The sequence below is a fragment of the Oligosphaera ethanolica genome (assembly GCF_030814695.1).
Classification (GTDB): Bacteria; Verrucomicrobiota; Lentisphaeria; order Oligosphaerales; family Oligosphaeraceae; genus Oligosphaera; species Oligosphaera ethanolica.
Window position 1 is genome coordinate 165,296 of sequence record NZ_JAUSVL010000001.1, and the last position, 17,246, is coordinate 182,541.

A 17,246-nucleotide genomic window follows, 5' to 3' on the forward strand; every position below is an offset into this window, starting at 1 on the left:
ACGCCCCCGCCTACGCGTCGCCGCCTTGCCGCAGTCGCTTGGTTTCGCCGCGGACGCGTTTTGTAGCGAGTCGTCGTTCCTTGCTGGCGCGGGTCGGCTTGGTTGCGCGGCGCGGTTTGGGGGGCGTTGCGGCGGCCAGCAGCATTTCCACCAGTCGGTCAATCGCGGCTTCACGATTGCGTTTTTGGCTACGGTATTCCTGCGCAGTAATCACCAGCACACCATCGCCCGACAGCCGCGAGCCGATCTGCTTCAGGAGCCGTTCCCGTACCCCCTCGGGCAGACTCGGCGACGTCATCACCGGAAAGCGCAATTGCACGGCCGACTCCGTGCGGTTCACGTGCTGGCCGCCGGGTCCCGACGCCCGCGTGAATTCAAACTCAATCTCATCCAGCGCAATCTGCAGGGTCGGCCCCACGCGCAAAAAACGGCCGCCGCCATCGCTGCCCTGTCCTGTCTTCACTTCCGTCATGCCCCTGTGCCCCAATCCTCTCTGCAAGCTCAAAAGAATTCCCGCGGCTCGACGCCGTCGCAATTATAGCGTATCTCGTCGATAGCCCACTTCTGCCAATCGGCATGGCCGTCGCAATACGTAAATACATTGCCCTTGCCGTGGCGGTTCGCGGGGGTATTCCCCGACAGCAGAAAATACCCATCGTCCGTCGTATTGGGCCGATTACCGCCCATGCCCTCTTCCAGCAGCAGCGGACACTCCGCCGGCTTGCTCACGTCGCCCGTATGCGCATCCTTAAGATCCGAATTAACCGCGTAGCTGTTGGTAGTGCCGGTGTGATCCGCCGGGCACACATAGACCTTCTCACTGCCCACATAGGGATAGATGGTCCCCACCTGCACAATGAACGGCCCTTCCGTAGGCACCGGAAAACTCTGAAAATACACCCAGCCGCCCGTTGCCGAGGCACCGCTATGTCCGTGAACCAAATGCGGGAACATCCCCCGATTGTCTTGGCTGTACATCGTAAAGGCCATGCCCATCTGCCGCTGGTTGCTCAGGCAATTCGCCTGCCAGGCCTTCTCGCGGGCCTTGTTCAGCGCCGGCAACAATAGCGCCGCCAAAATCGCAATGATGCCAATCACCACCAGCAGCTCAATCAGCGTGAAAAAACGCCCGCCTGTTGTTCTGTTCATGGCCGTCTTCTCCTGTCTCCAAACCCGCCCGGAACTCTGGCCCCGCGCCAGACGCCAAACATCACGACCCGCCAACACCATATTCATTAGTCTGCTACCAACGCGCTTTTTTTCAATACGCGCTTTCTTATAAGAATCGTTTGGCCTTTACTCCTATGCCGTATATCTTATGAACTGCTTTCGAGGGCGGCTGATATCGCCGCGGTGTCCACGGATTATCAACCCGAAACCATAAGGAGGTAATGTGAAAAAGTATAAATGTACATTGTGCGGTTGGATATACGACCCGGCTAAGGGCGACCCGGACAATGATATCAAACCCGGAACCCCTTTTGACAAACTGCCAGATGACTGGACTTGCCCGGAATGCGGAGCCACAAAAGAAGATTTTGAGCCCTGCGACGAGTAAGTGATAGCCAACCGCGCCGACTGCCGACTAAAAAACGGCAGTCGGTTTTTTTGCTTGATGGCAGAAACACCGCAACCGAATCAATCACTCGCTCTGCATTGGTGCGGGCTACTGGCGCAGAGGAAAAAACATTTATGAAAAAGAAAATCACTTATACTGACGAACCAATGGGGGACGTAAGGGTGGTTCACGATTTTCTTCCCCCGCCTGAAGAATTGGCCTTTCAGGAAGAAACGATCAAAGTCACCCTGCAACTCAGTCGCAGCAGTGTTGACTTCTTTAAGAAAGAGGCCCAAATCCACAACACGCCATACCAGCGAATGATTCGACACTTGCTGGATGAATACACCGCGCGACACACGCGGTGAAAAACCCTCACTCCCGGCGCTTGGCGGCAGCCGCGACAGCGGCTGCCGCCAAGCGCCAGACATGGGATAGAGTGGGGGAGCGCGAGGGGGCGAGGAAGGGCCCACGGCCCTTCCTCGCCCCCTCGCAGAACCATCCCCAACACCCCAACACCCCAACACATCCAACACACACCACACCACCAACTCGCCTCACACTCCCGGCGCTTGGCGGCAGCCGCGACAGCGGCGACGACAAGCGCCTGACATGGGATAGAGTGGGGGAGCGCGAGGGGGCGAGGAAGGGCCCACGGCCCTTCCTCGCCCCCTCGCAGAACCATCCCCAACACCCCAACACCCCAACACCCCAACACATCCAACACACACCACCAACTCGCCTCACACTCCCGGCGCTTGGCGGCAGCCGCGACAGCGGCGACGACAAGCGCCAGACATGGGATAGAGTGGGGGAGCGCGAGGGGGCGAGGAAGGGCCCACGGCCCTTCCTCGCCCCCTCGCAGAACCTCTTCCCAACCACCAACCACTAGCCAGACCAGCCATGACCATCAGTCCCCCTGCCCATGCCAAGCTGACCGCGTTGCTCAAGAAGAGTGGCCGCAGCATGATAGGCTATCGTTTTGATGGCTCTGTGGGCAACTGTCGCGGCAGCGTGCCGTTGCTCAAGCCCGTCGCGACGCCCCCCGCCGCCTTTCATGCGGTCATCGTGGACGGCATTGCTTTTTTCATCCCCGACGATTATCGTGACGTCTTTGCCAGCGCCACTCTTGATTACGACGACCGCCTTTTCAATCGCGGCCTGAAGCTCACCTGGCCGCACCGCGAAGGCGGCTGCCCGAACTGCCGCTGAAAACTTCTTCATCTTGGAACTGCCTTACCGCAAACCGCCATTCCATCTTCCAGCGGAGGATACACATACATGTCAGACAGCTACAGCGTTTCGATCAACAACGGCGCCAAAACCATCAGCGCCCAACCTGGCGAGTCGCTCTTCCAGGCGCTGGCCCGCAACCGCGTCTTCATCCCCACCGCCTGCGGCGGCCGCGGCGTCTGTGGACTCTGCCGGCTCAAAATCACCACCAGCGCCCACCAGCCCAACGACACCGAAAAAAAACACCTCAAGGACGACGATCTCCAGGCCGGCATGCGCCTGGCCTGTCAGACCATCGTCAACCGCGACTTGGCCATTGAGATTCCCGAGGCGTACTATCAGGCCAGCCAGTACCGCGTCAAAGTCAGCAAGATCACCCACCTGACCCACGACATCGTCATGCTCCGCTGCCAGGCCGTCGAGCCCAAATTCATTCACCTCGAGCCCGGCGCCTGGATGCTCTTCCACGCGCCGCCGTCGTGCATCTGCCCCGACGGCGTCAAGCGCTCTTTCTCCATCGCCTCCGACACCCGCAACAAACAGGTCATCGAATTCATCATCCGCAGAACCCCCAAGGGCATCTGCACCAAGTGGATCTTCGAACAACTGCAGGTCGGCAACGAAATCACCCTCGAAGGGCCACACGGCGACTTCCGCCTGCAAAATACCACCAAGGACGCCATCTTCATCGCCGGCGGCAGCGGCCTCTCGGCCATCCGCAGCATCCTCCTCGAAATCAAAAACAAAAAAATCCCCAAGAAGGCCACGCTTTTCTTCGGCGCCGTCAGCCGCCGCGATCTGTACCTGCTTGACGAACTCCAGGCACTCGCGAAGGACCTCCCCGGCTTCTCCTTCATCCCCGCGCTCAGCGCCCCCGAACCCGACGACAATTGGCAGGGCGAAACCGGCTTAATCACCGATGTCGTCGCCAAGCACCTCCAGAATGCCCAGGACAAAGAAGCCTACCTCTGCGGCTCGCCTGGCATGCTCGACGCCTGCATGAAGGTCCTCGCTGACAAAGGCATGCCCGAATCAGCCATCTTCTTCGATAAATTCGCCTAGGCAGCCCCCCCCGCAGCCAGAAGACCCGCAACGTGAAAAAACGACCGGCGCAGCACATCATCCCCGGCATGCCCCCGGGGATCATCATCCCCAGCGACTCCGCCCAGCATCCCCGCGGCGTCGATCTGCTCACCTACTCCGCCGATGCCGTCGACGAACGCCCGGGCCTTGCCGTCGACGATGCCCTCGCCGCCATTCGTGCTGTCACGCAAGCGCCGGCCACCCCGCCGCAGGTCCTCTGGCTCAATGTCTCCGGCCTGGCCGACGCCCAGCTGCTCAAAAAAATCGGCGAAGCGCTCACCCTCCACCCCCTCGCCATGGAAGACGTCGTCAGTCTCCGCCAACGCCCACGCGTGGACAACTACGACAGCCATCTCTACATCCCCCTGAAGATTCTCCAGCAGGACGACAACGCCCTCACCTTCAACCAGCTCAGCATTTTCCTCCTCAATAATCTCGTCGTCACCTTCCAGGAACAAACTGGCGATGTCCTTGACGCCGTCCGCCTGCGCATCCGCCACGGCAGTGGCCGCATCCGCCAAATGGGCGCCGACTACCTCATGTACTCCATTATCGATACGGTCATCGACAACTACTTCCCCTGCCTGGAACAGATCAACGACCTCATGGAGGCCCTGGAGGAAAAAATCATCCGCAACCAGGCCCACAAAGACAGCATCGAGTACATCCACCGCCTCAAACGCGACATCCAGGAAGTCCGCCGCGCCATCTGGCCGCTGCGCGATGCCATCGGCGCACTCTATCGCGACGAACTCCCAAACGTCAGCAAGGCCATCCGACCATTCCTCCGCGACTGCCAGGACCACGCCATCCTCCTCTTCGACTCCATCGAAAACTGCCGCGAATTCGCCAATAGTCTTATGGACATCTACCTCAGCACCCTCTCCAACCGCATGAACGAAATCATGAAGGTCCTCACCATCATCTCGACGATCTTCATCCCCCTCACCTTCATCGCCGGCATCTACGGCATGAACTTCGCAACCATGCCCGAACTGCAATGGCGCTGGGGATACGCCACCTGCCTGGCACTCATGGCAATCTGCGCCGCAGTGATGATCGGGCTCTTCAAACACGTCGGCTGGCTCGACTTCAAACAAAAAACCACCATCACCCGCAAAAAACGCCTCCCCCACCAACACGCCATCGCTATCCTCGAAAACTGGCTCAAACAAAATAAGTGACCACCGACGACCCGGTGGCTCCCACAAGCAGCGCCCAAACTGGAAGCGGCTCCCAGCCGCTTCATAACAAGTCCCGCAAGCAGCGGCTGGAAGCCGCTGCTACTCTCGGAGGCGTCCCGGAAGGGCGACGCGCGCGCGTGGTAATCGGTCAGTGATGGCTATTGGCCGGGACCGTGGGGACCGGTTGGCGGCGGCGCTGTGGCGAGGACTCACGACTCATAAGGCATGATCCCATGGATTGGACTGTGGGGACTTTCGGGACTATGGGGAATGACGCATTGGACGCCGGGGACTGCTTGACGGACGCCGGGGACTGCTTGACGGACGCCGGGGACTCCTGGGAGCGACGCCGGGGACTGCTGACCGATTACCGCCCGTGCGAAACTTCCTGTCTGGTGCCTGCGCAAAGCGTCCAACATGAGGTAAAGTAGTGACCGCGTTTCCGGCCACGAGCCGACGGCGCGTGGCCGGAAACACCCACGCCTCTTTTACACCTTATTCATCCCATCCCTCCTCCCTTAACCGGCGCTTGGCAGACGCCGCGACAGCGGCGACGACAAGCGCCTGACATGGGATAGAGTGGGGGAGCGCGAGGGGGCGAGGAAGGGCCCACGGCCCTTCCTCGCCCCCTCGCAGAACCTCTTCCCAACCACCAACCACCAACCACCAGCCACCAGCCACCAGCCACCAACCAACCAACCACCCTCACCTCGCCTCCATCCCGGCGCTTGGCGGCAGCCGCGACAGCGGCGACGACAAGCGCCTGACATGGGATAGGTAAGGGAGCGCGAGGGGAAGGGAAGGGCCAATGGCCCTTCCTCGCCCCCTCGCAAAACCATCCTCCCAACCACCAACACCTCACCCACAGCCCCTGGTAGAGCATGACGACCATCAGCAACACAGTCAACACGAATTCCTCGCCGAGCAAACTTCGGATCACGGACATGTTTTTCACGGACATCATTGGCGCGCCGATGCACTGCACGCTAATGAAGATCACGACGAACCAGGGCCTGGTTGGTCTCGGCGAAGTGCGTGATGCGGCCAGCAGGACCTACGCGGCGATGCTAAAAAGCCGCATCATTGGCGAGAACCCCTGCAACATCGACAAGATCTTTCGTCGCCTCAAGCAATTTGGCGGCCAGTCGCGGCAGGCCGGCGGCGTTTGCGGCATTGAGATTGCGCTATGGGATTTAGCTGGCAAGGCCTATGGCGTGCCGGTCTATCAGCTCCTCGGTGGCAAATTCCGCGACCGCGTCCGCATCTACTGCGACACCGACGTCCGCGGCAAGCACAGCGGCAGCGACATGGGCCGTGCCCTCAAAGAGCGCATGGCCATGGGCTTCACCTTTCTGAAGATGGACTTGGGCATCAACCAGCTTTTTGGCGAAGCCGGCACCATCTGCTCGCCGACGGGCATTGTCTCGCCGGACCTGCGCGACCTCCCTGACCGCAGCGATCCGCATCACCGCCTTCTTGCCCGCAATCGCAGTTACGACGCCAACAACATCGCCCATCCCTTCACGGGCATCCACCTCACCGAAAAGGGCTTCGACCGCCTCGAACAATACGTCCACGACGTCCGTCAGGTCATTGGCGACGACATCCCCCTGGCCATCGACCACTTCGGCCACATCGGCGTCGACGACTGCATCAAACTCTGCCGCCGCATTGAAAAATACAACCTCGCCTGGGCCGAGGACATGCTCCCCTGGCAGCTCACCGGCCAATATCAGCACCTCCACAATCACACCACCGTGCCGCTCTGCACGGGCGAGGACATCTACCTCAAAGAGAACTTCCAGCCCCTGCTAGCCAGCGGCGCCCTCGCCGTCATCCACCCCGACATCCTCTCCAGCGGCGGCATCTACGAGAACAAAAAGATTGGCGACATGGCCCAGGACTACGGCGTCGCCATGGCCATGCACATGGCCGAATCGCCCGTCGCCGCCATGGCCGCCGTCCACTCCGCCGCCGCAACCGAGAACTTCCTGGTCTGCGAAAATCACTCCGTCGATGTGGACTGGTGGGACGCCATCACCACCGGCACCCCCGCCAAAATCGTCCAGAATGGCTATATCGACGTGCCTGACAAACCCGGCCTCGGCATCGACGACTTCAACGACGAGGTCCTCAAAGAGCACCTCCACCCGGCATTCCCGACCCTCTGGGCGCCAACCAGCGAATGGGACGGCGAGTGGTCGCACGACCGCCTCTGGAGCTGAACACCACCCCTCCCCTTTAACCCACCAAGCAGCAACAGCAACACACTCTATGCCAACCGTCTTCATCTCCGGCAGCCGCGGCCCCTGCACCCAGTCCATCGCCAGCCACCTGGCCGACCACGGCTACAGCGTCGTGGTCAATGGCGAGGCATGCCCCCACAATGCCACCCGCAGCAACATCGCCCTCGACGACAGCGCCGCCGTCAGTGCCTTCTTTGACCAGTTCGACAACGGTCCTGAAAACACCCTCGCCGGCGTCATCATCGTCCCGCCGCCGCCGCTCGGCGCCAGCATCGCCAATACCAGCGAGGAACGCTGGGAGCAGTCCTTCGCCGACACCGTCCTGCCGGCATTCCTCCTTACCCAACGCGCCGGCAAGACCCTCACCCGCCAAGGCCACGGCGCCCTGATTTTCCTCGGCTCCATCCACGCCGAAAAACCCACCGGCTTCGACCACCTCCACGCCGAAAATGCCGCCGCCTGCCAGATGCTCTGCCGCGAAGCCGCGCTCGACTTCGGCACCCGCGGCATCGGCTGCTTCTACGTCCAGCGCGGCGTCTTTCCCGCCGATGAGCCCGACGGCACGCCGCTGACCAACGTGTACAGCGCACCCGACCTGCAGTATCCCGCGCGAAGCTACCCCGGCGAAGACTGCCTCAACGGCCTTATCCAGTTCCTCCTCACTCCCGCCGCCACGCCCCTCAGCGGCAGCGACCTGCGCGCGGATTTCGGTATGACCATGTTCTACGGCTGGCAAATACCCGAAAACAGCGCGCCGCCTAGCTGGGACGGCCTCCGGCACCTGTTCCACAAACACCACCACGCGCCGCCACCACCGCCCGTCCTAGCGCCCGTCGCCGCCACCGGCCGCCCCCCCACAGCCATCATCACCGGCGGCGGCAAAGGCGTCGGCGCCGGCATCGCCAAGGTCTTTTGCCAGGCCGGCTATCGCGTCTGCATCGGCTTCAATGCCAATCGCGATCTCGCCCAGAAAACCCTCGCCGACATCACCGCCGCCGGCGGTGACGCCTTCATCTTCCAGGCCGACATCGCCCGCCGCGACGCCGTCCAGGCCATGGTCGCCGAATGCGTCCGGCGCTATGGCGGCGTCGACGTCCTCGTCAACAACGCGGCGCTACAGCCCAATCTGTACATCCGTGAGTACGACGCCAAGACCCTCCGCGACATCTGGGAGATCAACATCGGTGGCTATCTGCGTTGCACCCAGGAATGCCTGCCGTATCTGGCGCAGAGCCCCTGCCCACGCATCATCAACATCTCGTCCATCCATGGCAAACGGCCTGCCGTCTTCGACGTGGGCTACGCCATGACCAAAGCCGCCATCCGCCTGTTCACCCGCGAAGCCGCCCTCGAATTCAAGGACCGCGCCATCACCGTCAACACCGTCGATCTCGGCGCCTGCAAAATCGAGTTCAAAACCGGCAATTATCCCTTCCGGCTCGTGCACGTGCCCGGCACCATGCAGCAGCCCCGGCATCCCCTCCACAAACTCACCACCCCCGAAGACGTCGGCCAGCTCGCGCTCTTCCTCGCCTCCGCCAATGCGGCCCAAATCACCGGCGCCGGCATCCGCATCGACGGCGGCGCCGTCCTCGTCTGAAACCACCACCACCCACGCATCCGAAAGGCCCTGTCATGAGATTCGACTGCAAAGACGACATCATCCAACTGACCCCGGAGTGGAAAGGCGAACGCTTCCCCAATGGCCGCCCGCGCGTGCCCGATGCAGTCCTCAATCGCCTCCGCAAGGTCACCTTCGAAGAAGCATGGGGCCCCCTCTGGGGCCAGGGCTATAAATACCAGTGGGAATGCGACTTCAAGCTGGTGCACCCCGACGCCAAACTCGTCGGCCGCGCCGTCACCGCCGTCATGGTGCCCATGCGACCCGATCTGCACAAAACCCTCCTCGACTACGGCCACCAAAGCGAAAACCGCCGCGGCTTCTTCAATCAGTGGGTCATCGACCAGCTCGCCGAAGACGACGTCGTCGTCGTCGATCTCTTCGATAAAATCGCCCAGGGCACTTACGTCGGCGGCAATCTCTCCACCGCCATCGCCACCCGCACCAAACGCGGCGGCGCCGTCATCTGGGGCGGCATCCGCGACCTCGAACAAGTAGTCAAAATCAAGGAAACCCAGACCTTCTACCGCGGCGTCGATCCCACCGGCATCGGCGATGTCACCATGACCGGCATGAACGTACCCTGCCGCATCGGCAAGGCCATCTGTATGCCTGGCGATGTCGTCCTCGGCACTATCTCCGGCGTCATCTTCATCCCCCCGCAACTCGCCGAAGCCGTCGCTACCCAGGCCGAAAAATCGCACGTCCGCGATATCTTCGGCTTCATCCGCCTCGCCGAAAAAACCTACACCACCGCCCAAATCGACACCGCCTGGACCCTCCCCATGTGGCAGGACTTCATCGCCTGGTTCAACAACGACCCGCAGGCCAAACCATACCAGCATCTCACCTGGGACAAAGAACTCGAAAAAGCCCAAACCACCGCCGCCAACAACACCCAGGTCCGCCTCTGAGCCGGCACGCTCTCCAGCCCGCGAGCAACGCCCAAAGTAGCAGCGGCTTCCAGCCGCTGCTACTCTATCCCGGCGCTTGGCGGCAGCCGCGACAGCGGCGACGACAAGCGCCAGACATGGGATAGAGTGGGGGAGCGCGAGGGGGCGAGGAAGGGACAACGTCCCTTCCTCGCCCCCTCGCAGAACCTCTTCCCAACCACCAACCACCAACCCACCACCCGCACTCACCGCTTTCCATTCCTGGCGCTTGGCGGCAGCCGCGACAGCGGCGACGACAAGCGCCTGACATGGGATAGAGTGGGGGAGCGCGAGGGGGCGAGGAAGGGACAACGTCCCTTCCTCGCCCCCTCGCAGAACCTCTTCCCAACCACCAACCACCCTCACCCCGCCCCTCGCAAAACCGTCCCCGCCTCTCCTAGAGCTTACCGTCGTCGGGGTCGGTGGTATCGGTGAAGTCCAGGTATCGTTTATCGAGCAGATGCGCCAGCCTCACATCGCCCATGCCTTTCAGCATAGCGCTGCGGACATTTTGGAATCGCCCTTCGAGTTGTTCCAGCAGCTTTTCCAGATAATGCCTATCTCCTTCAGCGAGAAGCCGCTCGTGGAATGGGCACGACCTCACGCGCGGGTATGCCATTTTTGCGCTAAATTTGCGTATTCGTTCCTTACTGAGCATACACAGCGGCCGGATCAGCCGTTTTGTGCCGGCATCGGCGGCCACATTTGGGCCCATCGTCTTCAGCCCGCCGCCGCGGAACAGCGCCATCAGCATACTCACGCAGAGATCATCCAGCTGTTGTCCCAGCGCGATTTTATTGCATCCCAGCCGATCTGCCACGGCGTGCAGCTGCCCGCGTCTCAGCCGCGAGCACATCGCGCATGGCCGTTCCTCGGCGCCTTTTTCCCGCAGCAGCTCCGCACCGGGCATTTGTACGTATTCCCACGGCCATTGCCACGCCTGGCAGTACTCCCTGAGTGCCTCCGCGTCGAAACTCGCGAAGCCCATATCGACCGTCGCCGCCACGACCTCAAACCGAATTGGCGCGCGACGTTGCAGCTGCCCCATGGCGTGCATCAGCGTCATACTGTCCTCGCCGCCGCTGAGTCCCACCAGCACCCGATCGCCCTCGGCGAGCATCGCATAGCGATTCACCGCCTCCGACACCACCCGGCACAGCTGCTTAAATTCCTTGTCCCGACGTAATTCATCAGGCGTCATCCGCCATTCTCCATCTTTCGCGATCATTCACAGGCTGCCATCACTCCACCACTCGCGCCATAAAATAATGGCAACTACCACAATGGCATGCCCACCCACTGCAATAATCGGTCAGTGATTGATAACCAAAACTGTGGTGCCTCTACGAGGCACTGTCGGTTGGCAGGCTGCGTCCCCAGGCTAAAGCCTGGGGTTAAGCATGGTTAAGCGCCTACGGCGCAAAAACATGGAAATTGAATGATGGTGGTTTTCGGCCCGAACCGGACAAAGCAAGTCGCCTGATCGGCCAAGTTCGGCCCGGAGGACCGCACCATGCATAGCCCCGGGTGAGGCGCCCGGAGGGCGCCGCAACCCGGGGTATGATAGCAAGTTAGAATTGCGCCCGGAGGGCGCCACATTGGCGAGGCACGCCGCGTCCCACGCGCCAGAGTAAGGCAGACGTGCCGACATTATCAATCACTCCTAGGAAACCCGCTGCCGCAAAGGTCGGCGGAAATCAAGGTCGAATGGCTGGGCGGCGACTGGCCATGGGTTTCCTGCAAATTGTCCCCGGTGTTTTCCCCACCGGGGTGGTTACTCCTATGAAACCGATGCTCTTCATTTAACGGTATCCATGGCACTTGTTCAACCAAGCAACCTTTTCTCGTCGTGCATTTCCGCCGCAAAGCGGCAGAAGCGCTGAAAGCGCGAAACATACCAGCCCAGGGCAAGCGGCGCCGAAGGCGCGCGCCGCCCTGGGTAGCGCGCCCTCTACGCTCGTGTTCCTCGGCCCCTTTGGCCCCAGTCGGCGAAGCTGACTGGAGCCAAAGGGGCAATGGAACTCACTAGCTTGCCTAGGGGTGACGTCGGCGGCATATCGGGCATCCAATATCAATGACTCCTATGAAACCCGCTGCCGTAAAGGTCGGCGGAAGTCAAGATCGAATGGCTGGGCGGCGACTGGCCGTGGGTTTCCTGCAAATTGTCCCCGGTGTTTTCCCCTCCGGGGTGGTTACTGACCGATTACTCCCCACTGCCAATATTCCCCCTCGTTCTTTTTGTATTTTACTGCGAGTAATTTACATTACTAATTCTTGTGTTTATGGAAGAATGGGTCTTATCATCACTGCCGGCCCGGCGTACCGCTGGGCGTTTTTTTTGAGGGCTGCGAGTCAATGAAGCGAAACATCGTATTAAGCGGCGTCGGTGGCCAGGGCATCCTCCTGGCGGCGAAGATCATTGCCGAGGCCGCCGAGTTGCAGGGCTACCAAGTTACGACGCATGAGATTCACGGCATGGCCCAGCGTGGCGGGTCGGTAACGGCACAGATCCGTTATGGCGAAGAAGTGCATTCGCCGCTGATACTGGAAGGCGAGGCCGACATCTTGGCGTCGTTGGAGGCCATCGAGGCCATTCGCTACGCGCATTACTTGCTTCCGGGCGGCCTGGCAGTGATCTCGCAGCAGCAGCTGATACCGGTTACCGTCTCCACGGGCCAGGCCCAGTATCCCGCCGACATCGAGCCGATGCTGGCCCGGGCCTTCCCGCGCTACAAATATCTCGATTTCTGCAGCATTGCCGAGTCGCTGGGCAATGCCCGCATGAGCAACACGGTGCTGCTTGGCGCGCTTTCGACCGGCTTGGACGAAATCCCGCCGGCGACCTGGGAGAAGGCCATTGCCGTCTGCGTCAAGCCGGCCTTTGTCGCCATGAACACCACGGCCTTCCACAGGGGCCGCGCACTCTGAGTTGTCATTTTATCCTATAGCCGCGGCCTCGTGAGTGACCATTACCGAAGGAAGAGCGCTCCATGAGCAACAACTTTTTCAACCCCGTCGAAGAATGCTATTCAGTCGATGAACTGCGCGCGGTGCAGGACCAGCGTCTGCGCCAGGTCGTCCGCCACACCGACCTCAACAGCCGTTATTTCCACGAGCGCTATCAGGCCGCCGGCATTGACAGCGCCGGCTTCCGCGGCCTCGACGACCTCCACGCGCTGCCCTTCATGAGCAAGATCGACTTCCGCGAACAGTACCCCGACGGCATGTGCTGCGTGCCCAAAGACCGCATTGTCGAAATGCACATGTCCAGCGGCTCCACTGGCACGCCGGTGGTCATGCTCTACACTCAGCACGATGTCGATCAGTGGGCCGAATGCATGGCGCGTTGCTACTGCATGGCCGGCGCCAAACCCGGCGACGTGGTGCAAATCACCCCCGGCCTCGGTCTCTTCAACGGCGGCTTCGGCTGCTTCCACGGCGCCCGCGCCAATGGCATGTTCATCATCCCCGCCGGCCCCGGCAACACCCAGCGCCAGATACACCTCGCCCGCGACTTCAAAACCAGGGTGCTCGTCGGTGTGGTATCCTACGGCACCCGCATCATGGAAATGATGCAGGAGATGAAGGTGTCACTACCCGACCTCGAAATCGGCATCTTCGGCGCCGAAGCCTTCTCCGACGCGATGAAGGCCAAGCTGCGCGACGGCATGGGCATCGACGCCTACGACATCTACGGCATGACCGAAACCGGCGGCATCGGCACCCTCGGCCAAGACTGCTGCGCCCACAATGGCACCCACGTCTGGGAAGACCACTACATCGTCGAAGTCCTCGACGCGACGACCCACCAGCCCGTCGCCGACGGCCAGCTCGGCGAGCTCATCGTCACCTCACTCACCCGCGAAGCACTGCCCGTCATCCGTTTCCGCACCGGCGATCTCACCAGCGTCCTCTCCCGCGAAAAATGCGTCTGCGGCCGCAGCCACGTCCGCCTCGCGCCCATCAGCGGCCGCGTAGACGACATGCTCATCATCAAGGGCGTCAATTTCTTCCCCAGCCAGGTCGAACAGTCCCTCATGAAAATCCCCGGCGTGCTGCCGCAGTACCAGATTTTCGTCAACGACGTCAATGGTGTCAAGGAACTCTACATCAAGGTCGAAGCCGAAAAAGGCGTCACCGGCCACCAGATCGTCAAACAACTGCGCGAAGACCTCGGCTTCTCCCCCGACGGCGATGTCTTCCCGGCCGGCACCCTGCCCCGCCAGGACGGCAAGGCCAAGCGCGTCTTCTATATGAAAAATGGAGTGGAGATTCAATGAAGCAGCTGCTCTCTGGCAACGAAGCCATCGCCCGCGGCGCCTGGGAAGCCGGCGTCCATGCCGCCTTCGGCTACCCCGGCACGCCGTCCACCGAAATCCTCGAAGCACTGGTGAAATTGCCGGACGTCTATTGCGAGTGGTCGCCCAATGAAAAGGTCGCCCTTGAAGCCGCCGCTGGCGCCGCCATCGCCGGCACCCGCAGCATGGTCACCATGAAGCACGTCGGCCTCAATGTCGCCGCCGACCCGCTCATGACCCTGTCCTACATCGGCGTGGTCGCCGGCATGGTCGTGGTCGTCGCCGACGACCCCGGCATGCACTCGTCCCAGACCGAACAGGACACCCGCCATTACGCCCGCCTCGCCAAGGTGCCCATTCTCGAACCCGGCAACGCCGTCGACTGCCGCGACTTCATGATCCGCGCCTTCGAGCTCTCCGAGGCGTACCGCTGCCCCGTCATTCTCCGCTCCACCACCTGCGTCAGCCACTCGCGCTTTCTCTGCGAAACCAAGGACCGCCAGGCCCGCGAGCGCATGCCCTTCGAACGCAATCCCTCGCAGTTCGTACCGCTGCCCCTATGGGGCCGCAAACTCCGCGTCAAGGTCGAAGAACGCCTCGACCGCCAAAGCACCGCCGCCGCCGCCGCTGCCGACCTCAATCGCGAATTCCTGCGCGCCCCGGCCCTCGGCATCATCTCCTCCGGCGTGGCCGCCCTGCATTGCCTGGACATCTTCCCCGACGCCAGCGTCCTCAAGCTCGGCTGGGCCTGGCCTTTCCCCGACGACCTCATCCGCGCCTTCGCCGGCAAGGTCCAGCGCCTGGTGGTCATCGAAGAAGGCGACCCCATCCTGGAAGAGCACATCAAGGCCTTGGGCATCGCCTGCGACGGCAAAAATATCGTCCCCCGCACCGGCGAACTCACCCCCGCCCGGCTCATGCAGGTCAAAAGCGCCATCGATGGCCAGCCGCACCCCGTGCCCACCGCCATCGCCGACGCCGCCGACCTCCCCGCGCGCCCGCCCATCCTCTGCGCCGGTTGCCCGCACCGCGGCCTCTTCTACGCCCTGAGCAAATTCGACGTCGTGGTCACCGGCGATATCGGCTGCTACAGCCTCGGCGTCTTCCCGCCACTCTCGCGCACCGACGTCATTCTCTGCATGGGCGGCGGCTTCACCCTCGCCCACGGCATGTCCAAGGCCGGCGAAACCCGCCCCGTCGTCGGCATCGTCGGCGACTCGACCTTCTTCCACTCCGGCATCACCGGCCTGCTCAACATGGTCTACAACCGCGGCAACGCCACCCTCATCGTCGCCGACAACCGCACCACCGCTATGACCGGCCACCAAGACCACCCCGGTACTGGCAAGACCCTCATGGGCGACCCAACCATCGCCGCGTCAATACCCGACATCGCCCGCGCCTGCGGCATGAAACGCATCCGCGTCATCGACCCCAATGACATCGACAACACCATCGCCGTCTTCAAAGAAGAACTCTACGTCGACGAGCCGTCGCTGATCATCACCCAGGCGCCATGCGTCCTCAACGACAAAAGCGCTGTCAGAGCCCCCCTCCATATCAACCCCGACGCCTGCAAAAACTGCCGCTCATGCCTCAAACTCGGCTGCCCAGCCATTGAGTCCGCCGACAAAAAAACCAAACCCGCCATCAATCCCCAACTCTGCACCGGCTGCGCCATGTGCCAGCAAGTCTGCAAATTCAACGCCATCACCAAAGCCTGACATACACGGCCACGGCACCAGCGTAGCCGCGGCTTCCAGCCGCGGCCGGACGTGCCCTTCTCCCGTTGCCGTCCCGCGCTGGCGGTATCGCCGGCGTTTCTCCCGGCCGTGGTGCGGGCGTCCCGCGCTGGCGGTATCGCCGGCGTTTCTCCCGGCCGTGGTGCGGGCGTCCCGCCCGCACCGTCGCATCGGTTCAGGACCTCACTGACCTCCAAACAGCCACGCGCAAACGTTCCCCAGCCTTGTCGCTGGCGTCTCTCCCGGCCTTGTCGCCGGCGTTTCTCCCTGCCTTGCCGCCGGCGTTTCTCCCGGCCGTGGTGCGGGCGTCCCGCCCGCACCGTCGCATGGGACCAGGACCTCACTGACCTCCAAACAGCCACGCGCAAACGTTCCCCAGCCTTGCCGCCGGCGTTTCTCCCGGCCGTGGAGTGGGCGTCCCGCCCACTCCGACGCGACGGCTTATTTACCCGCCCCGGCCATCCCCACCGACCGTACCTGGCCCGTCTCGCGGCGTCCCGCATCGCAATATCGGCGCCCATCGCGCCCACCACCTAGTTACCCCATCCCCCTACCGACCGTTGCCAAAAACACCTGTTGTTGTTCGGGGCTGAGTAGTCGGAAACGTTCCACGAGCCATTCGATCGCCAGCTTGCTCAAATGGCCCTCAATCTCCGCCAACATGGCGCGCTGCCGTTCCTGTCCCGACGCCGACAACACTGCCGGCGCGGCGGCAACGCGCGCGTGCAGCGTGCTGACCTCGGCCGCGCTGAGCTCCGCCAGTTTCGCCGTGCGTCCTTCCAGCTCAGCGAGCCATGCCGCAGCCTTGCGCTCCCGTTCGGCTAGCTGCTGCTGGCAGAATTTCGCCATGGTCTCCACTGGGTCCCATGGCAGCTCTGCGTCCGCGAGTTGCTCCTGGACATCGGCGCTGATTTTGGCCGCGTGGGCAACATACTCGTCTGGGGTCAGCTGGTCGTTCTCAAGATCGCGGTACGCATTCATGAATACACGCAGTGCTTGCCGCATGGCCTGAAAATCCTCGAGGTCGGCCGGACAACCCTCGTAAATCGCGAAAAGCTCATTGACTTCATTGTTGATTTGTTCCAGGTCATCATAAGACGCTATCACGTTTTGCCATAGGGCACTGGCGCGTTTGTCGACCTTTTCCATTTCCACTTCAACAGCGTCAAGAAAGCCCGACAACTTACCTCGCAACGGCGGCAAATCGGGCAAGTCCACGCTGGCTGCAAGCTGCTTGAGTCTTTTCGCGTAGTCCGGACCCGTTTTTTGCAGGGCCCGAAGCTGTGCAATCCGCACTTACCGCAAAGCCTGCTGATTACTCGTCAGCCACAAATCCTCACCCTTCCTGC

16 protein-coding genes are annotated in these 17,246 nt (G+C 62.0%); 11 read left to right on the forward strand and 5 right to left on the reverse strand.

All coding sequences use genetic code 11. The features are described 5' to 3' along the window. Positions 1–10: 10 nt before the first annotated feature. Both arfB and J3R75_RS19775 read right to left on the reverse strand, forming a co-directional pair. Positions 11–472: an alternative ribosome rescue aminoacyl-tRNA hydrolase ArfB gene (gene arfB / locus J3R75_RS00585; protein ID WP_307259179.1), complete on the reverse strand. Its 462-nt coding sequence runs from the start codon at positions 470–472 to the stop codon at positions 11–13. Between the two features lie 29 nt (positions 473–501). Then, positions 502–1,149, reverse strand: a complete 648-nt coding sequence (locus J3R75_RS19775) for a type II secretion system protein (RefSeq protein WP_370882353.1) — start codon at positions 1,147–1,149, stop codon at positions 502–504. Between the two features lie 244 nt (positions 1,150–1,393). Here J3R75_RS19775 and rd point away from each other — a divergent pair, with 244 nt between their 5' ends. The 8 genes from rd to J3R75_RS00630 all read left to right on the forward strand — a co-directional run bounded on the left by rd (position 1,394) and on the right by J3R75_RS00630 (position 9,839). After that, a complete protein-coding gene (rd, locus tag J3R75_RS00595; protein ID WP_307259180.1) occupies positions 1,394–1,558 on the forward strand; it encodes a rubredoxin in 165 nt (54 codons plus the stop codon). A gap of 134 nt (positions 1,559–1,692) precedes the next feature. Next, the gene (locus J3R75_RS00600) at positions 1,693–1,926 is read left to right on the forward strand and encodes a hypothetical protein (RefSeq protein ID WP_307259181.1); all 234 of its coding nucleotides are present in this window, start codon (positions 1,693–1,695) and stop codon (positions 1,924–1,926) included. 535 nt (positions 1,927–2,461) lie between these two features. Further along, a complete protein-coding gene (locus J3R75_RS00605) occupies positions 2,462–2,770 on the forward strand; it encodes an iron-sulfur cluster assembly accessory protein (RefSeq protein ID WP_307259182.1) in 309 nt (102 codons plus the stop codon). A gap of 69 nt (positions 2,771–2,839) precedes the next feature. Further along, positions 2,840–3,853: an NADH:ubiquinone reductase (Na(+)-transporting) subunit F gene (locus tag J3R75_RS00610; RefSeq protein WP_307259183.1), complete on the forward strand. Its 1,014-nt coding sequence runs from the start codon at positions 2,840–2,842 to the stop codon at positions 3,851–3,853. Between the two features lie 32 nt (positions 3,854–3,885). Next, the gene (gene corA / locus J3R75_RS00615; protein WP_307259184.1) at positions 3,886–5,058 is read left to right on the forward strand and encodes a magnesium/cobalt transporter CorA; all 1,173 of its coding nucleotides are present in this window, start codon (positions 3,886–3,888) and stop codon (positions 5,056–5,058) included. An 881-nt stretch (positions 5,059–5,939) separates the two neighbouring features. Continuing rightward, positions 5,940–7,283 carry a mandelate racemase/muconate lactonizing enzyme family protein gene (locus J3R75_RS00620; RefSeq protein WP_307259186.1) on the forward strand — a complete coding sequence of 448 codons (1,344 nt, stop codon included), beginning with the start codon at positions 5,940–5,942 and terminating at the stop codon, positions 7,281–7,283. A 49-nt stretch (positions 7,284–7,332) separates the two neighbouring features. Next, on the forward strand, positions 7,333–8,904 hold the full coding sequence (locus J3R75_RS00625; RefSeq protein ID WP_307259187.1) for an SDR family oxidoreductase: 1,572 nt from the start codon (positions 7,333–7,335) through the stop codon (positions 8,902–8,904). A 35-nt stretch (positions 8,905–8,939) separates the two neighbouring features. Then, positions 8,940–9,839: an RraA family protein gene (locus J3R75_RS00630; protein ID WP_307259189.1), complete on the forward strand. Its 900-nt coding sequence runs from the start codon at positions 8,940–8,942 to the stop codon at positions 9,837–9,839. Between the two features lie 415 nt (positions 9,840–10,254). Here J3R75_RS00630 and J3R75_RS00635 read toward each other — a convergent pair whose 3' ends face one another. Together J3R75_RS00635 and J3R75_RS00640 are read right to left on the reverse strand one after the other, a co-directional pair. After that, the gene (locus tag J3R75_RS00635) at positions 10,255–11,058 is read right to left on the reverse strand and encodes a PP-loop family protein (RefSeq protein ID WP_307259190.1); all 804 of its coding nucleotides are present in this window, start codon (positions 11,056–11,058) and stop codon (positions 10,255–10,257) included. A gap of 452 nt (positions 11,059–11,510) precedes the next feature. Continuing rightward, positions 11,511–11,690 carry a hypothetical protein gene (locus tag J3R75_RS00640; protein ID WP_307259191.1) on the reverse strand — a complete coding sequence of 60 codons (180 nt, stop codon included), beginning with the start codon at positions 11,688–11,690 and terminating at the stop codon, positions 11,511–11,513. A gap of 522 nt (positions 11,691–12,212) precedes the next feature. Between J3R75_RS00640 and J3R75_RS00645 the strand changes: the two genes are divergently transcribed. The 3 genes from J3R75_RS00645 to iorA all read left to right on the forward strand — a co-directional run bounded on the left by J3R75_RS00645 (position 12,213) and on the right by iorA (position 15,879). Then, a complete protein-coding gene (locus tag J3R75_RS00645; protein ID WP_307259192.1) occupies positions 12,213–12,785 on the forward strand; it encodes an indolepyruvate oxidoreductase subunit beta in 573 nt (190 codons plus the stop codon). A gap of 62 nt (positions 12,786–12,847) precedes the next feature. Further along, entirely contained in the window at positions 12,848–14,137 is a 1,290-nt protein-coding gene (locus J3R75_RS00650; RefSeq protein WP_307259193.1) for a phenylacetate--CoA ligase family protein, read from the forward strand. After that, positions 14,134–15,879 (forward strand): indolepyruvate ferredoxin oxidoreductase subunit alpha, encoded by a 1,746-nt coding sequence (gene iorA, locus J3R75_RS00655; protein ID WP_307259194.1) that lies wholly within the window; start codon positions 14,134–14,136, stop codon positions 15,877–15,879. Before J3R75_RS00650 ends, iorA begins: the two co-directional genes overlap by 4 nt. Positions 15,880–16,434: 555 nt before the next feature. Here iorA and J3R75_RS00660 read toward each other — a convergent pair. Further along, the gene (locus J3R75_RS00660; RefSeq protein WP_307259195.1) at positions 16,435–17,115 is read right to left on the reverse strand and encodes a hypothetical protein; all 681 of its coding nucleotides are present in this window, start codon (positions 17,113–17,115) and stop codon (positions 16,435–16,437) included. Positions 17,116–17,246 lie beyond the last annotated feature (131 nt).

Bases quoted from the DNA above. Each gene is read 5' to 3' on its own strand.
- arfB (WP_307259179.1), bottom strand. From the start codon at position 472: ATGACGGAAGTGAAGACAGGACAGGGCAGCGATGGCGGCGGCCGTTTT.
- J3R75_RS19775 (WP_370882353.1), bottom strand. From the start codon at position 1,149: ATGAACAGAACAACAGGCGGGCGTTTTTTCACGCTGATTGAGCTGCTG.
- J3R75_RS00600 (WP_307259181.1), top strand. From the start codon at position 1,693: ATGAAAAAGAAAATCACTTATACTGACGAACCAATGGGGGACGTAAGG.
- J3R75_RS00605 (WP_307259182.1), top strand. From the start codon at position 2,462: ATGACCATCAGTCCCCCTGCCCATGCCAAGCTGACCGCGTTGCTCAAG.
- J3R75_RS00610 (WP_307259183.1), top strand. From the start codon at position 2,840: ATGTCAGACAGCTACAGCGTTTCGATCAACAACGGCGCCAAAACCATC.
- J3R75_RS00620 (WP_307259186.1), top strand. From the start codon at position 5,940: ATGACGACCATCAGCAACACAGTCAACACGAATTCCTCGCCGAGCAAA.
- J3R75_RS00625 (WP_307259187.1), top strand. From the start codon at position 7,333: ATGCCAACCGTCTTCATCTCCGGCAGCCGCGGCCCCTGCACCCAGTCC.
- J3R75_RS00630 (WP_307259189.1), top strand. From the start codon at position 8,940: ATGAGATTCGACTGCAAAGACGACATCATCCAACTGACCCCGGAGTGG.
- J3R75_RS00635 (WP_307259190.1), bottom strand. From the start codon at position 11,058: ATGACGCCTGATGAATTACGTCGGGACAAGGAATTTAAGCAGCTGTGC.
- J3R75_RS00645 (WP_307259192.1), top strand. From the start codon at position 12,213: ATGAAGCGAAACATCGTATTAAGCGGCGTCGGTGGCCAGGGCATCCTC.
- J3R75_RS00650 (WP_307259193.1), top strand. From the start codon at position 12,848: ATGAGCAACAACTTTTTCAACCCCGTCGAAGAATGCTATTCAGTCGAT.
- iorA (WP_307259194.1), top strand. From the start codon at position 14,134: ATGAAGCAGCTGCTCTCTGGCAACGAAGCCATCGCCCGCGGCGCCTGG.